A 15,520-nucleotide genomic window follows, 5' to 3' on the forward strand; every position below is an offset into this window, starting at 1 on the left:
TGAATTTTTAAACTACTTTTTTAGTTTGAAACACACAAAAACCATAAAAAAACAACTACTATTTAAACTCAATGCAAATAGAAAACTCGTTTTTACTTACATCGAGCCTAAAAAAACATATGAAGTTTTGAAAGAACAATAATTAAAAGCCCTAAATTTGAAGATTTCTAAACGGTTAAATTTATGGCATTCCATCATATTTAAAAATATCCCGAGTTTCCCAGTTTCATAAGGTAATTTTAAAAAAGTATCCGGTTTTAGGGACTTTTTTAAGTTTTTTGGTAAAAGTTGGTTACAATTTTATTAGTGATTTATTAAGATATCAAAGTAAAAATCATATCTATTTCAAATGTTTGGATCGCTAGGGACACCATCGTGTTTTTTAAATATAATTTGCTGATCTAAAGTGTTAAATTCAACCCTTTGTCTTAATTTTTGCAACATCGATACTAAACCAACTTAGTTAATTTTTGTTTTTTCATAATTTATAATTATACCATAAAATTACTTAAAATGCTACCAAATGCTACTTATAAAATTAAGGTTTTACATTAAAAAAACACCGATTTACGGGTGTTTCTTCATATTTATATTCACTAAAAAGTGAATTTTTGTCTTAAAACTGGGAAACTCGGGAAAAAAACATATGAAGTTTTGAAAGAACAATAATTAAAAGCCCTAAATTTGAAGATTTCTAAACGGTTAAATTTATGGCATTCCATCATATTTAAAAATATAATGGAAAATTCGCGCTGTCTGACTTATTAGCCAAAAAACATAACTAACTCCTCCTTAATTCAATATTAAAATTTCTTAATTCATTCTTAGTGACTCTATTATAACATAATTTTTTCTTAGACCAAGCATTTTTTTTATTTTTTTTTGAAAAGGTTAATTTTAAAATAATAAAAATTAAGGCTTTAGGTCAAAAAACACGGATTTAGCGGTATTTTGCATATTATATTCACTAAAAAGTGAATTCTGCCATCCCGAGTTTCCCAGTTTCATAAGGTAATTTTAAAAAAGTATCCGGTTTTAGGGACTTTTTTAAGTTTTTTGGTAAAAGTTGGTTACAATTTTATTAGTGATTTATTAAGATATCAAAGTAAAAATCATATCTATTTCAAATGTTTGGATCGCTAGGGACACCATCGTGTTTTTTAAATATAATTTGCTGATCTAAAGTGTTAAATTCAACCCTTTGTCTTAATTTTTGCAACATCGATACTAAACCAACTTAGTTAATTTTTGTTTTTTCATAATTTATAATTATACCATAAAATTACTTAAAATGCTACCAAATGCTACTTATAAAATTAAGGTTTTACATTAAAAAAACACCGATTTATAAACTAGGGCAAAGAAAATTAACAGTTTAATATTATTATAACATCATAGCATATTGCTGTGGTGTTTTTCAATTTAAAATCGATTGAATTCTATAATTGTTGTATCAAAATATATAATCTGCAATTATTTTTTTCAGATCTTCAAAAGTTATTTTACTGTAGTTTAACTCGTTTAAGCATTCACTTTTTATAATTGAAAATCAGTATTCAGCCTCCCTATTATCCAAAGAATTTCCTATGCGAGACAACGAAACAGTTCCTCCCATTTTATTTATTTTGTCAATATAGACTTTTGAAGTGTATTGAAATCCATGGTCTGAATGAATAACAAAATCTTTATCAATAGACCTAAATGTCTTTATATTATCCATAACTAAATTAAGATCATTGTTTAGTGATAATTTAAAATCTCTGATTTTTTTAGTTTTATGCTCAATTATTACAGACAAAAATACATGGTTTTCCTTAACATCTCTGGGAGCTTTTATATATGTAACATCAGTAGCAAAAATATTTCTATTTAATTTATCATTGTAGTCGCGTTTAACAATATCCGGCAGTGCGAATTTGGTGTTCTTAATTTCGCTCTTTCTTCTTTGTTTTCTAATTTTGCATACTAAATTCAATCTTTTTAAATGTCTTCCAAGACTTCGAGGATTAATGTAAATATTATATTTTATATAAATATAAGCACTCAACCTTAAGCGACCATATCTACCTTTGTTATCAAGAAAGGATTTTTTAATTATTGCGTCATTTTTGTGTTCCTTTACTTTTATAACTCTAGTTTTAGATTTTGCCACTGCTCGTCTGCATACATTAAAAATTTTTGCAGATTTGCTGTAGGGAATATTTAGTGTTTTGGCTTCACTAAGTTTTCCTGATTTTGATTTATCTTTGTTGGTTTCGTAATATCTCTTAGCTATTTCTATTAATTCTTGTTTTGTAAATTCGTTTCAATCGGGTTCAATTTGTTTTTTAGGTTTGCCACTCCCTGGCTTTCTTCTTGCACCCTTTTTATCTAATAATTGGTCTTGCATACCATTATTATAATATCTAATAATTTTTTTGATTCTTCGAACTAGTTGATCTCTGGTTATAAAATTTGTATCTGGCGAAATATCATTAATATAATTTATTGTTTTTTTTAATCCAAATTCATTGTAAATTTTATAAATCATATCAAACTCGTCTTTTTTAAAGTGTCTTGACATTAGTATTCTCCTTTTTGTTGCATTTGAAAATTTAAAAAAGCTAACACTTTGAGTGCTAGCTTTCTCCTAAAATCGGACAAAAAAAGCCAACACCTTAGTGTTACTTTTCTTTGTCCTAGTTTATTACGGGTGTTTCTTCATATTTATATTCACTAAAAAGTGAATTTTTGTCTTAAAACTGGGAAACTCGGGATTATATTCACTAAAAAGTGAATTCTGCCATCAAACTGTCAAATGCAGGAGTCTAATCCTGACTAATTTTGGCTGCAAAATAAAAAAAAAAAAACCTTAGGGCAAGACCCTAAAGTTTGTGTTAGATAAAAGATTTTTTTATTTAATAATTTCAGTTACTGTTCCGGCTCCAACAGTTCTTCCACCTTCGCGAATTGAGAATTTTGTTCCTTGCTCAACAGCGATAGGGGCAATAAGTTCAACAGTAAGGTCAACATTATCCCCAGGAATTACCATTTCACGGCCAGCTTCAAATTCAATTCCACCAGTAACATCAGTTGTACGGAAATAAAATTGAGGTTTGTAATTTTTGAAAAATGGAGTATGTCTTCCACCTTCTTCTTTTTTGAGCGCGTAAATTGCTGCTTTAAATTTAGTGTGGGGAATAATTGTTTTTGGTTTGGCAATAACCTGACCACGTTCGATATCTTTACGGTCAACACCACGAAGAAGAACTCCAGCATTATCTCCAGCCATTGCAGATTGAAGGTTTTTGTTAAACATTTCAATTCCGGTTACAACTGTTTTTTTAGGTTCAGGACGGTAACCGACAATTTCAACCTCTTCATTTAGTTTAACTTGTCCTCTTTCAACCTTACCAGTAGCAACAGTTCCACGACCTGTAATGGTAAAGACGTCTTCAACTGCCATTAGGAATGGTTTATCCATTTCACGAACTGGGGAGTCAATGTAAGAGTCAACTGCATCCATTAGTTCAAGAACTTTAGCTTCTCATTCAGGTTTTCCTTCAAGAGCACCACGAGCTGAACCACGGATTATTGGGGTGTTGTCTCCGTCAAAATCATATGAAGAAAGAAGTTCACGAATTTCAACCTCAACAAGGTCAACCATTTCTTCTTCACCTTCAAGTAAGTCGATTTTGTTTAGGAAAACAACCATTTTTGGCACACCAACTTGTTTTGAAAGAAGAATGTGCTCACGAGTTTGGGGCATTGGACCATCTGTTGCGGCAACAACAAGAATGGCACCATCCATTTGTGCTGCTCCTGTGATCATATTTTTAATATAATCGGCGTGACCAGGGCAATCAACATGGGCATAGTGACGCTTGTCTGTGCTATATTCGATGTGGGCTGTATTGATTGTAATTCCACGCGCTTTTTCTTCAGGGGCTGCGTCAATAGAAGCATAATCCTTTGCTTCAGCTAGACCTTTTTTTGATAATACAGTTGAAATTGCCGCTGTTAGAGTGGTTTTTCCGTGGTCAACATGACCAATTGTCCCAATATTGATATGCTCTTTTGAACGGTCAAAATCTTTTTTTGCACCAGTTTTAACAACTGCCATATTTTTCCTTTCTTTTACTTGCTTTAAAACAAACTAAAAACCACCACTGAATAGCCTTGCAACTATTTCCTATCCTATTTAGTTGTTTTAAGTGCTAGAAATTTTCAAAAATTCTCAATTTAATTTTCAAGGTTAATTATACCAAAAAATCGAAAATTATTTTGAGAATTTTTTATGTTTTTCATTTTATACCTTTTTGACAAATAATAACCTGAAAGACAAAGAATAATTATATCACAAAAGCAGAATTATTTGAAAATAAAGTCATAAATTTGTTGAAAGTATCCTTTTTAACAAATAATAACCCGAAGGACAAAGAATGATTATATCACAAAAGTTAAATTATTTGAAAATAAAGTCATAAATTTGCTGGTAAGTCTCAACCGGAATAAATTTGATTGAGTTTTTAACCTCATCAGGTAGATCAACAAGATTTTTCTCGTTTGACTGCGGGATAAAAATTGTTTTAATTCCGCTTTTATAGGCCCCAAGTGATTTTTCCTTTAGACCGCCAATTCCAAGCACTTTTCCCCGCAGTGTAATTTCGCCTGTCATTGCAATGTCGTGTGAAACGGGTTTTTGGCTAAGGGCTGAAATTATTGCGGTTGTAAAAGTTATTCCTGCAGAAGGCCCGTCTTTTGGAACAGCACCTTCTGGAACGTGAATGTGAATTAGTGTGTTTTCAAAATCAAAGTCAATTCCAAAATCTTTTGCTTTAGACTGAACATATGACAGGGCGATTCTTGCTGATTCTTGCATTACATCTTTGAGCGAACCAGTTAGTTTAATATCACCTCGCCCCGGAATTGTGCTAACTTCAATTTGCAAAGTTGAACCACCCAGAGGAGAGTACCCTAGTCCATTTACAGTTCCAATTTGCGGACTAGCATCAACAGGATCGGGGTCAAATTTTTCAATTCCTAAAAGTTCACGGGCAAATTTGACATCAATTTTAAAGTTTTCGGCCAATGTGTTTTCAAGCAGTCTGACAATAATTTTTCTTGCAATTTTGTCAAAAACCCGTTTGAGTCCCCGGACACCTGCCTCGCGAGTATAGTAGCGAATGAGGTAGTCGATTGTCTCATCATCAATTGGGAAATATTTTGGGTCTAAGGAATTTTCTTTTAGAACTGCAGGAATCAGGTGTGATTTTGCAATTTGCAGTTTTTCTAAAAAAGTATAAGATGAGAGCTCAATTATTTCAACCCGGTCAAGTAAAGGCTCAGGAATGTCATGAATTTCATTAGCGGTGGCAACAAAGAGAATTTGTGAGAGGTCATATTCAAGTTCTAAATAGTGATCTTGGAAAAAACGGTTTTGTTCTGGATCTAAAACCTCAAGCATCGCAGCTGCTGGATCACCTTTAAAATCTGAACCCATTTTGTCAATTTCATCAAGTAAAATTAGTGGATTTGAAACGCCAGCTTTTTTGAGAGCTTGAATAATTTTTCCCGGGAGAGCACCAACATATGTCCGACGGTGACCTCTTATTTCAGCCTCGTCCCGGACACCTCCAAGGGAGATTTTCACAAATTCTTTGCCAATTGATTCAGCAATTGCCATTGCAATTGAAGTTTTTCCGGTTCCTGGAGGCCCGACAAGTGTTAAAATTGGAATTGAGTTAGTTCTTCCTTTTTGAACTTTAGAGCTGACAAATAAATTTGAATCACAGTAATCGCCATCAATTTTCTCAAGGGTTGGCTCTTGATTTGACTGTGAACGCCGGTGAATTAGGGCGGCAAGATATTCAATTATTCTTTTTTTAATTTCGTCAAGGCCATAATGTGCTTCTTCAAGTTTTTGGCGAACATTTTGAATATCTAAAATGTCTTTTCTTACACGTCTTCAAGGCAGGGCGACTAGTAAATCAAGATAATTTTTGGTGATATTAGACTCAGGTGAAGTAGCCATCATTGATTTTAAACGGTTAGCTTCACGTTTTATTGTTTTTGCAACTTCTTTAGGGAAAATTAATTTTCCAATTTCTGAGTGTAAAAGCTCTTCAATTTCATCTTCATAACGGGAATCTTCGCCTAATTTTTTACGGATTGCCTTAATTTTTTCTTTGAGGATAAATTCTGTTTGTTGTTTGTCAAGGTTAGATTTTAAAATAACATTAATTTCATCCTCAAGTCGAATTTGTTCATTAAAGGTATGAACGTGTTCATATAGTTTTTTAATTTTTGAGGCATAAGAATTTAGTGAAAATAAATGGTATTTTTGTTGGTAGTTAAGGCTAACTGATGAAGATAAAGTGTTTGTTACACCTTTGATGAATTCATTTTTTTCAACTTCGGTGTTACTATTTTGAAATTTGTCAACAACCAAAAGAAGCTCACCTGGCATCTTAAAGTTTTTTGTTTTTCGCCCAAATTCAAGTAAATCATTAATTAAACTTACGTGAATTTCACGATTTTTTATAATTTCACGAGTTGATTTAATAGTTATTTGGTCAGCTTTTGCTTTATTTGGGTCAGTTATTAAATCTACAAGTTGAACTTTTTCAAGAACAGTGAAATCTAAAATTACGGTTTGCCAATCGCTTTTATCAGGTCTAGTTTTTGCGCGATAACTTTGAACTCTAATTAGAGAAGCATATTTAGAAAGTTCATCAATGTCAAGAATTCTTGGCGAAAAGTCATTTTCGATTTTGGGATCTACAGTTAGCTTTTCATTTCCTGAAGTTTTAGACTTAGCAGCATCAGCAGCTCCTGACTTGTTTTGTTCAGCGCCTTTTTTGTCGAGTTGTTCGTCAATAATTTCTTCTTCAAATAAATCTACTTCTTCATTTTCTTTACGGTAAACAATTAACAACTCTTTGTTTGTTAAAGTTGTCCGTGAAGTTGAATGGTAAATTTCCCTGAGAATCTTAATTGATTCAGGGTCGCTAAAACTAATAGTTTGCTGAGCGGTGTTTGGGAAATAAACATCCTCTGATGCAACTAAAAAACGGTATGAATGAACTGGCATAGTAAAAACTCCTCAAATGTCCTTTGATTGTTTATTTCAATTTTTTCTAGATAATTATATCACAAAAACTAAAAAAATTTTAACAACTTAAAAAAATTAGCAAAATTACAAATAATATTTTTATTATAAAGAAGTTGGGTTAAAAATTGCTTAGTTTAGCCTCTTATTTTTGTGAAAATGTTCAATAATCATGTAAATAGGAGAGGCTAAAACTGACTGAAAAGCAAAATTTGCAAGATTAAAAGGAATAAAAACACTAAAAATAAAAGACCAATAGGAAAAATTTGCGTTTTCAGTAAAACTTTTTTGAATATCGTCTCACTTTTTATAAACTAAGTTGAGCGATACAGAATCTATTATATTAAAAAGCTTTAGATAAACTGGAAAAATCAAAATTCCGTTTAAAAAAGTCATCATTAAACTGGTTGTAAGTGTTGAGATAATTAGTGATAAAATGATAAACCTTTTTATTTTAGTGAAATTTTTAAAAATTTTGATAAAAAGATAACGAAAACCTAAAAATGAAAAAATGTATATTACTGAAGCTAAAAATAGTACAAAATGGCCAAAATAGATAATGTCAATTCCGCCAAAATGGTTAAAAATAAGCCAAGGGCCAATTGCAAACCGAACCAAAAGGCACCAAAAACCTAAATAAAAATTGCCCAGTAAGAATATTGGTACTAAGAAAAGGGTAGATAAGTCAAATTTTAGCCCAAGATTTTGAAAAAACGGCCAGGAAAAATAATTGTGTGAAAAAATAAAAAAAAGTAGCGAAAGACTAAATAAAATTCCAGTAATTGCTATTTTGAAATTATAGTTAGAATTTCACGAAATTGAAGTTTTCAACTCTAATCCCCAAAGAAACGATCACCGGCATCACCAATTCCGGGGATAATGTAGCCTTTTTCATTAAGTTTTTCATCTTTTTGGCCAAAAAAGATACTTACTTGCGGATATTTTTTGGCAATTTTATCAAGACCTTCTTGAACAGTTAAAATTGTAGCAATAATTATTTTTGCAAACCCTTTTTCAATAAGGTAATCAATCGTGCTAATTATCGAGTTCCCTGTTGCTAAAATAGGGTCCAAAATAATTGCAACTGAATTTGGACTAGCTTTAGGCAAATTTAGATAGTAAGTTGTATTTGAAAGATCTAAGTTTCGTTTCATTCCCACAGGGGCAACTTTTGCATCAGGAACTAGATTCAAAAAAGGATCTAACATTGCAAATCCAGCACGCAAAATTGGCACAAAAACAATAGAGTCGCTAACTTTTGTTCCTGAAAAAGGTTCTTTAAGAACAGAAGTGCCGCTAAAATCTGTTGAATTAAGTTTGGCTAAAACAGGGAAGGCAAGTAAATAGGAAATTTTCTCAATTGCAGCCCGGAAATCAACTAAAGAAACATTTTGCCTTATTTTAGCAATTTCGCTAGCAATTACAGGATGACTAACATTCACTTGCATAATTTTTCCTTTAAATTTAAAATTAAAATTAACTTTGAAATTTGAATTTTTTAAATTATAACATAATTTAAAAAATTCAAAGACTAATATTCAGATTTTTTATCGTCCAAGTTTTCAACAATGCTTACAGATTTAGAAGTCCCAAAGCGAGTTGCGCCTAATTTATAATATGTTTTAATATCTTCAATTGACGAAATTCCGCCGGCCGCTTTTATTTGTAAGTTTTTGGATTTATTAGCACTCATTATTTCAATGTCTTGAAGACTTGCCCCACGGTAAGAAAATCCTGTTGAGGTTTTAATAAAATCTGCATTTGATTTGCTTACAATTTTAGTAGCCTCGGCAATTTCATTTGCTGATAAAAGTGCAGTTTCGACTATAACTTTCAGAATTTTTGTTCCAATTTCCTTTTTTATTAGGTTAATTTCATTGATAACAAAGTCAAATTCTTTTTCCTTAAATTTGCCGATATTCATTACCATATCAATTTCATCAGCCCCGTGCATTATTGCAAGACTAGCTTCTTTTTGTTTTACAGCACTAACTTGATTTCCAAGCGGGAAGCCAATTACAGTGACAATTTTAATATCAGTGTCTTTTAGTTCTTGTTTTGCTAATTTAACTCAAGTAGGTGCGATGCAAATAGCACCAAAATTGTATTTTTTTGCCTCAGCGATCAGGTTTTTGATATCTTGAGAAGTTGTCTGGGCTTTTAAAATTGTGTGATCAATTAATTTATTGAAATTCATAAATCTCCTTTTAAAATAAAAAATATGTTTTTAAATTAGGCTAATTTAAAAACATATTTTCAACTTCTGGTTCAGGTTTAATTGAGAAAGTTTTTGCAATTAAATCCTGAATTTTACTCAAGTCAATTGGATTAGAGGAATAAAGGCTAAAAATTAACTGATCGTCTTGAACATATGTTCCAGATTCAACTTCTAGACAAATTCCGGCTTCATAGTCGATTTTTTGGTTTAATTTAGTACGACCTCCGCCTAAAAATGCAACAATTTTTCCAAAATTTATTGCATTTTCCCATTTTATATATCCGCTTTGTGGGGCAAAAATTTGTTCCTTATATGCTGGAATTCAAAAGTTTGAAGACTGAATTGTTGCCGGATTTCCGCCTTGGGCTACTACCATTTTTAAGAAAATTTCATTTGGAAGTTCAGACTCAATAATTTTAGTAACTTTTTCACGGGCTTTTTCAATTTTTAGCTTTTCAATTTCAGAAAGTGTTTGGGCCACTAATTCTTTTGCAAAGTCAGCGAGTTGGGACTGTTGACCTTGAAGAATCGCCAATGATTCAATAATTTCATTTTTATTACCGATCATTCGTCCAAGTGGGGCATCCATGTTGGTAATTTTAACAATAGTTTTTTTCCCAAATCTTTTTCCGAGCATTTTGATTTTACTTGCTAATTTTTTTGCCTGCCCAAGATCAGTCATAAAAGCGCCACTACCACATTTTACATCAATTAAAATAACATCTGTGTCAGTAGCAATTTTTTTTGACATTATCGAACTTGCAATTAACGGAATTGACGAAACTGTTCCACTAACATCACGAAGCGCGTAAATTTTTTTATCAGCAGGAACAATTGCATTTGACTGTGCGGTAATTGCAATTCCGATTTTTTGAACTTGATCCAAAAAACTAGCTTCAGTTAGCTGAGTTTGAAATCCTGGAATTGACTCAAGTTTGTCGATTGTACCACCAGTAAATCCAAGACCTCTTCCAGACATTTTGGCAACTTTGTAACCAAGCGCGGCAAAAATTGGTCCTATTATTAGTGATATTTTATCACCAACACCGCCTGTTGAGTGCTTGTCGATTTTAACTCCGTTAATTTTTCTAAGATTTATTGTCTTACCTGATGCAATAATTTCGCGAGTAAAAAAATAAAGCTCATCATCATCAAGGCCATTAATTAAAATTGCCATCAAAAATGAAGAAAACTGGTAGTCGGCAATTAGGCCAGACAGAAATCCATTGATCATGAAATAAATTTCTTCTTCGCTTAAATGTTCTTTTTTGACTTTTTTTTCAATAATTTCAAATAAATTCATATTTTAAAGCGCTCCAAGGGCAATTTCAATCATTTCTTCAAATTTTTCTTGTCTTGCTAAAGGATCAAGTGAAGTTTTGGTAATTAAACTATCAGAAATTGTAAGAATTGAAGCCACCTTTTTTTGCAAGTGATTAGCTATTGTAAAAAGAGCAAAAGATTCCATTTCTACTGCTTGTGCTCTTGAAAGTTCGATTGTTTTTGATAAATCGCGGGTAGAGTAAAAAACATCAGTTGAGTGAATATTTGTATAAACCGGACTCAAACCTAATTTTTCAGCACTATGGAATAAATTTGCTACAAGTTCCAAATCAGGGTAACTTAAATGAGATTGACCCTGACCTAAAAGTGCCGGAAATGAACAAGAATCTGATCAGGCTGATTTTGCAATAACAAGGTCAAAAATTTCAAGATCCTTATCATAAGAACCAGCTGATCCAATCCGAATTATTTTCTCAACATCATAAAACTTAAACAGTTCATAGGCATAAATACCAATAGAACCAGAACCCATCCCTGAGGCAGCGATAGTCACTTCTTTGTCTTTATATTTGCCGGTAAAAATTAAGTTATTACGGACTTTTGAAACAAGTTTGGCGTCGGTTAAGAAATTTTTAGCAATAAATTCTGCTCGAAGTGGATCTCCGGGCATTAATACAACTGGCGCAATTTCATGTTTCTTAGCTTCAATATGTGGTGTCATGATTCTCCTCTTAGGCATATTATAATATAAAAAAGCATTTTGGCTATTAAATTTTTGCAAATGTTAAAAATGATTTCTAAACGGCATAACATTTTGCGCAAATTCGAAACTTAATCCAAAACAGACTAAAGCAAGAACCAAAAACCAATGAAAAACTATAATATAAAAAAGCATTTTGGACACTAAATTTTTGCAAATGTTAAAAAGATTTCTAAACGGCATAACATTTTGCGCAAATTCTAAACTTAATCCAAAAAAGACTAAAGCAAGAACCAAAAACTAATGAAAAACTATAATAAATAATCCCGTACAACAATAAATTAACCAAATTGAAAATAATTAAAAATGAAAAAGCCAAAGAAACTGCAATTAAAAAGGGTTTACCTTTTTTGCGTGAAAAATTGCACAAATCTTTCTGGAATCTTTTGTCATTAAATAAACTATTTTTTCAATAAATTGGATTAATTTTTGGCAAAAACAGCAAAAAAAGCAACAAAAAAAACAAAAAACTAGCAAGACCACTAAGGCCTACAAAAATCGCAAAGGTGAAGTTTTGAAAGAACCAAAAGTAGAAAAAATTTTCTACAACAGAAAGGACAAAACCTAAAAGTGACAACAAATAGCTAATTTTCGCCAATAAAAGCAAAACATTAGTATTTTTTAGCATCCTTTGACTTATCCTCTCTGTCAATTTTAGCATCTTTTAGTAAAAAACCAAGAAAAAAGTAAAAACAAGCAAGTTTTCTTATTTCCTTTGGATTCTAAAGTTTTTCATTAATTTTAGGGGGGTCCTTTAGTCGCTTGAATTTTGCAAGTCAGAATTCTGGTCTGAGGCCGGTTTTTCTGTATTTTCCAGATTTTCTGACTCTTGTTGGTCGCTTGAATTTTGCGAGTCAAAAATCTGATCTTGTTCGAGTTTTTCTGTATTTTCCAGATTTTCTGACTCTTGCTGCCTGCTCAGCTCACCTTTGGCCATTTCTTTTTGCCTGTCAAGTTCTAACATTTTCATGATCGCATCCGGATCGTCTTTTACATCAAAAAAGAAGTTTGAAGGTAAAAAGTCGTCTTGTTTATTTTGGTTATTTTGGTTTTGCTGATCTGCTTCAAAAAAGTTCTCAGAGTTTTGGCCTGGCTCAGGTGCTGGCATTCCAGAGTCAATTTTGAGTTCTTTTTGGCCCAAAAGTTCAAGTTGTTCTTGGTTCATTCTTAGCAAAATATTACGTTTTTCGTCAAGGGGCATATCTTCTTTGAGATTAACAAGTTTATTGTTGGCAATTTGTCAGAGTTCAAATCCGCCGCTTGCATCGAGTCTTTGAATGTTATTATTTTTGAGTTGTTCGTAAATAAATTCAGGCTGGGATTCTTTTTCAATTTGTTTTGCATAAGCAATTCGGTCTTCGTTAGTTGCAATTAGCTGGGCAACGATGTGATCTGGGGTGTCAGATGGATAAGAAATTGCACTACCATCAGAAAGAATTGCCTGGACATATTCAATTTTTTCGGCATTAGAATTATTAAAAAGGCCAACAATTGCCTGAAAAGCGGACTCAGAAATTAAAATGTTAAATTTGGAAGTAGCCTGTTCGGTAAAAATCTGGTAAGGATTTTTTTGGGAATACTGGACTAAATTTGCCGAAGAGCGAAGTTTGTCAATTGTGTCAATATGATTTTGTCATTGATTATCAAGGACAGACAAAATTATGTGCCGCTCGGAGTCAAAATAGTTTTGGCCAATATTTTCTTTTAGTGTTGGCTGGAGAGTTTCAAAATAAATTTTATTTAGTTCTTGGACTAAAAAGTTGCTAAGTTCTTCAAAAGGGTATTTTTCCAGTCCGCTCTGGCCAAAGTCATAGCGAGTTATTCTTGAAAGGTTGTCGTTTAAAAAATCAACTAAATTTTTATAGTGAATTTCTTGGTTTGGCAGCAAAATAAAGTCATAACCTAAAATAACTTCAACAGTTCTAATGATCATTTTTTTAATATAGTGATCAAAATTATCAATCTGGAGCAAAATATCACGTTGAGTGTAAATTAAATCACGTTGCTGGCGAATAACATCATCGTAGCTGAGGACGGTTTTTCGCATATCAAAGTTAAAGCCTTCAATTTTTTTCTGGGCTGCTAGTAAAACTGAGTGAATATATTTCCCTTTAATGGCTCCAGCAGTTAGGCCATAGGTGTCAAAAATTTGTTCAAAATTGGAAAAACGACGTAATAACTGGTCTTGAAGGGAAATAAAAAATCTTGAGACACCAATATCGCCTTGGCGACCTGCCCGACCACGAAGTTGGTTGTCAATTCTTCTTGATTCAGCCTTGTCTGTCCCTAAAATATAAAGTCCGCCAAGGTCAATAACTCCAGGTTCAAGAATAATATCTGTTCCCCGGCCGGCCATATTTGTTGCGATTGTTATTGCATTTTTACGGCCTGCCTTTGCGATTATTTCAGCCTCGAGCTGATTTTGTTTTGCATTTAAAACTGTATGAAACAGCCCTTTTTGGTTCAGCATTTCTGATAAGGTCTCAGAGTCAACAACTTGGGAAGTTCCAATTAGTATTGGCTGGCCAGTTTTATGAACTCGTTGGACTTCGGCAATAATTGCTTTATTTTTTTGTTCAATTGTGGCAAAAATTTCATCTTTTTCATCGCGGCGCGCTAGTGGTTTGTTGGTTGGAATAACATTGACACGCATATTGTAAACATCGATAAATTCTTGCTCTTCGGTCTTTGCAGTTCCGGTCATTCCTGAGAGTTTTTTAAAAAGACGAAAAAAGTTTTGGTAAGTAATTGTTGCTAAGGTTTTTGTTTCAGGTTCAATTTCAATTCCTTCTTTTGCCTGAAGGGCTTGCTGGAGACCTTCAGAATAGGATCTTCCGGCCATAATTCGCCCGGTAAATTGGTCAACAAGCTCGATTTTACCGTCTTGGACAATATACTCAACGTCTTTTTTCATTACCTTATTTGCACGAAGGGCATTTTGAATTCGGTGAACAAGTTCAGAGTTTTCAATTTCATAAAGGTTGCGTAAACCAAAAAAGGCATTAGCTTTGTCAATACCTTTGTCATTTAATTTAATACCTTTTGTTTCTTGGTCGATATAAAAATCTTCATTTACAAGTGTATTTACAAATTGGTTGGCAGATAAATACTGAGCTGGAAGGTTGGACTTTCCACCACTAATAATCAAAGGAGTTTTAGCCTCGTCAATTAAAATTGAATCAATTTCATCAATAAGGCAAAAATTTAGTCCTCTTTGAACTTTTTCAGCAGCACTATAGACCATGTTATCACGCAAATAGTCAAATCCTAATTCTGAATGAATTGAGTAGGTAATATCTGCAGCGTACATCATTCTTTTAGTTTCAGGATCCATTTGGGCTTTATTAATTCCAACAGAAAGACCTAAAAAATTATAGACTTTACCATTATCTTCAGCGTCTCGCTCAGATAGATATTCATTGACAGTTGAGACAATAACTCCTTGACCTGAAAGTGCATTAAGATAAACTGGCGCAATTGAGGCAATTGTCTTACCTTCTCCAGTTTTCATCTCAGCAACCGAACCCATGTCAAGAATTAGTCCACCAAGAATTTGGACGTCATATGGCGTTTTTCCAAGGATTCTTTTTGTTGCCTCCCGGGCTACAGCAAAAGCATCAACTCTGATATCTTTGAGTTTTTCACCATTAGCCAGGCGCTTTTTTAGAACATTTGTCTGATTTGCAAGATCCTGATCGGTCATTGAACCATAATAACCGCGCTTTTGGTTTATCTGCTTTAAAAGACGGTATGCAAGCCGTAGTTCTGAAGAAGTCTTAAAAAAATTGATAACCTTTTTCATTAGATTAGTTTCCCCCTTAATTTATTAACTCATTCTTTCGCTAAAAATTATACCACATTTTTTAATATAATATATAATTTATTTTTATTTTATTTATTAGGGCGGTTTTGGGCTTGGTTAGTTTTGACACTAGTCTTACTACGGACGCAGAAAATGCCTTAATTTTAGCATATTTTTGAATAAAAAGGAAAAAATAATTTTCTTTTTGGTATAATTTTACTATTTATGAAAATTATAGTTTAAAAAAATAGGAGAAATTCATTTATTAAGTCAAAAAAATAATTTATAATATATTTGGAAATTCAAACAACCTGCAAAAAAAAAAAAAAAAGGATAATTAAGTATTTCAAAAATAAAAAAAATTAA

The 15,520-nt window shown here is 32.4% G+C and carries 11 protein-coding genes; all 11 read right to left on the reverse strand.

The genetic code is table 4. From position 1 onward, the window contains the following. Nucleotides 1-303: 303 nt before the first annotated feature. The 11 genes from V3249_RS01490 to secA all read right to left on the reverse strand — a co-directional run bounded on the left by V3249_RS01490 (nt 304) and on the right by secA (nt 15,154). A complete protein-coding gene (locus V3249_RS01490) occupies nt 304-444 on the reverse strand; it encodes a hypothetical protein (RefSeq protein ID WP_252263094.1) in 141 nt (46 codons plus the stop codon). A gap of 637 nt (nt 445-1,081) precedes the next feature. After that, complete coding sequence (locus V3249_RS01495) at nt 1,082-1,222, reverse strand: hypothetical protein (protein ID WP_252263094.1); 141 nt, start codon at nt 1,220-1,222, stop codon at nt 1,082-1,084. 162 nt (nt 1,223-1,384) lie between these two features. Then, the gene (locus V3249_RS01500) at nt 1,385-2,563 is read right to left on the reverse strand and encodes an IS3 family transposase (protein ID WP_341517612.1); all 1,179 of its coding nucleotides are present in this window, start codon (nt 2,561-2,563) and stop codon (nt 1,385-1,387) included. Nucleotides 2,564-2,893: 330 nt separating this feature from the next. After that, complete coding sequence (gene tuf / locus V3249_RS01505; RefSeq protein ID WP_010321121.1) at nt 2,894-4,102, reverse strand: elongation factor Tu; 1,209 nt, start codon at nt 4,100-4,102, stop codon at nt 2,894-2,896. 342 nt (nt 4,103-4,444) lie between these two features. Continuing rightward, nucleotides 4,445-7,072: an endopeptidase La gene (gene lon, locus V3249_RS01510; RefSeq protein WP_337902535.1), complete on the reverse strand. Its 2,628-nt coding sequence runs from the start codon at nt 7,070-7,072 to the stop codon at nt 4,445-4,447. Between the two features lie 150 nt (nt 7,073-7,222). Further along, nucleotides 7,223-7,921 (reverse strand): MPN527 family putative ECF transporter permease subunit, encoded by a 699-nt coding sequence (locus V3249_RS01515; protein WP_337896872.1) that lies wholly within the window; start codon nt 7,919-7,921, stop codon nt 7,223-7,225. A gap of 2 nt (nt 7,922-7,923) precedes the next feature. Next, entirely contained in the window at nt 7,924-8,538 is a 615-nt protein-coding gene (gene upp / locus V3249_RS01520; protein ID WP_337896871.1) for a uracil phosphoribosyltransferase, read from the reverse strand. Nucleotides 8,539-8,621: 83 nt separating this feature from the next. Beyond that, complete coding sequence (gene deoC / locus V3249_RS01525) at nt 8,622-9,287, reverse strand: deoxyribose-phosphate aldolase (protein WP_252262945.1); 666 nt, start codon at nt 9,285-9,287, stop codon at nt 8,622-8,624. Nucleotides 9,288-9,327: 40 nt separating this feature from the next. Further along, on the reverse strand, nt 9,328-10,611 hold the full coding sequence (locus V3249_RS01530; protein ID WP_341517613.1) for a thymidine phosphorylase: 1,284 nt from the start codon (nt 10,609-10,611) through the stop codon (nt 9,328-9,330). A 3-nt stretch (nt 10,612-10,614) separates the two neighbouring features. Next, complete coding sequence (locus V3249_RS01535) at nt 10,615-11,313, reverse strand: purine-nucleoside phosphorylase (protein WP_337896870.1); 699 nt, start codon at nt 11,311-11,313, stop codon at nt 10,615-10,617. Nucleotides 11,314-12,106: 793 nt separating this feature from the next. Further along, nucleotides 12,107-15,154: a preprotein translocase subunit SecA gene (gene secA, locus V3249_RS01540; RefSeq protein ID WP_337896868.1), complete on the reverse strand. Its 3,048-nt coding sequence runs from the start codon at nt 15,152-15,154 to the stop codon at nt 12,107-12,109. Nucleotides 15,155-15,520 lie beyond the last annotated feature (366 nt).

This window comes from Mesomycoplasma ovipneumoniae (assembly GCF_038095995.1).
Taxonomy (GTDB): Bacteria; Bacillota_I; Bacilli_A; order Mycoplasmatales; family Metamycoplasmataceae; genus Mesomycoplasma; species Mesomycoplasma ovipneumoniae_F.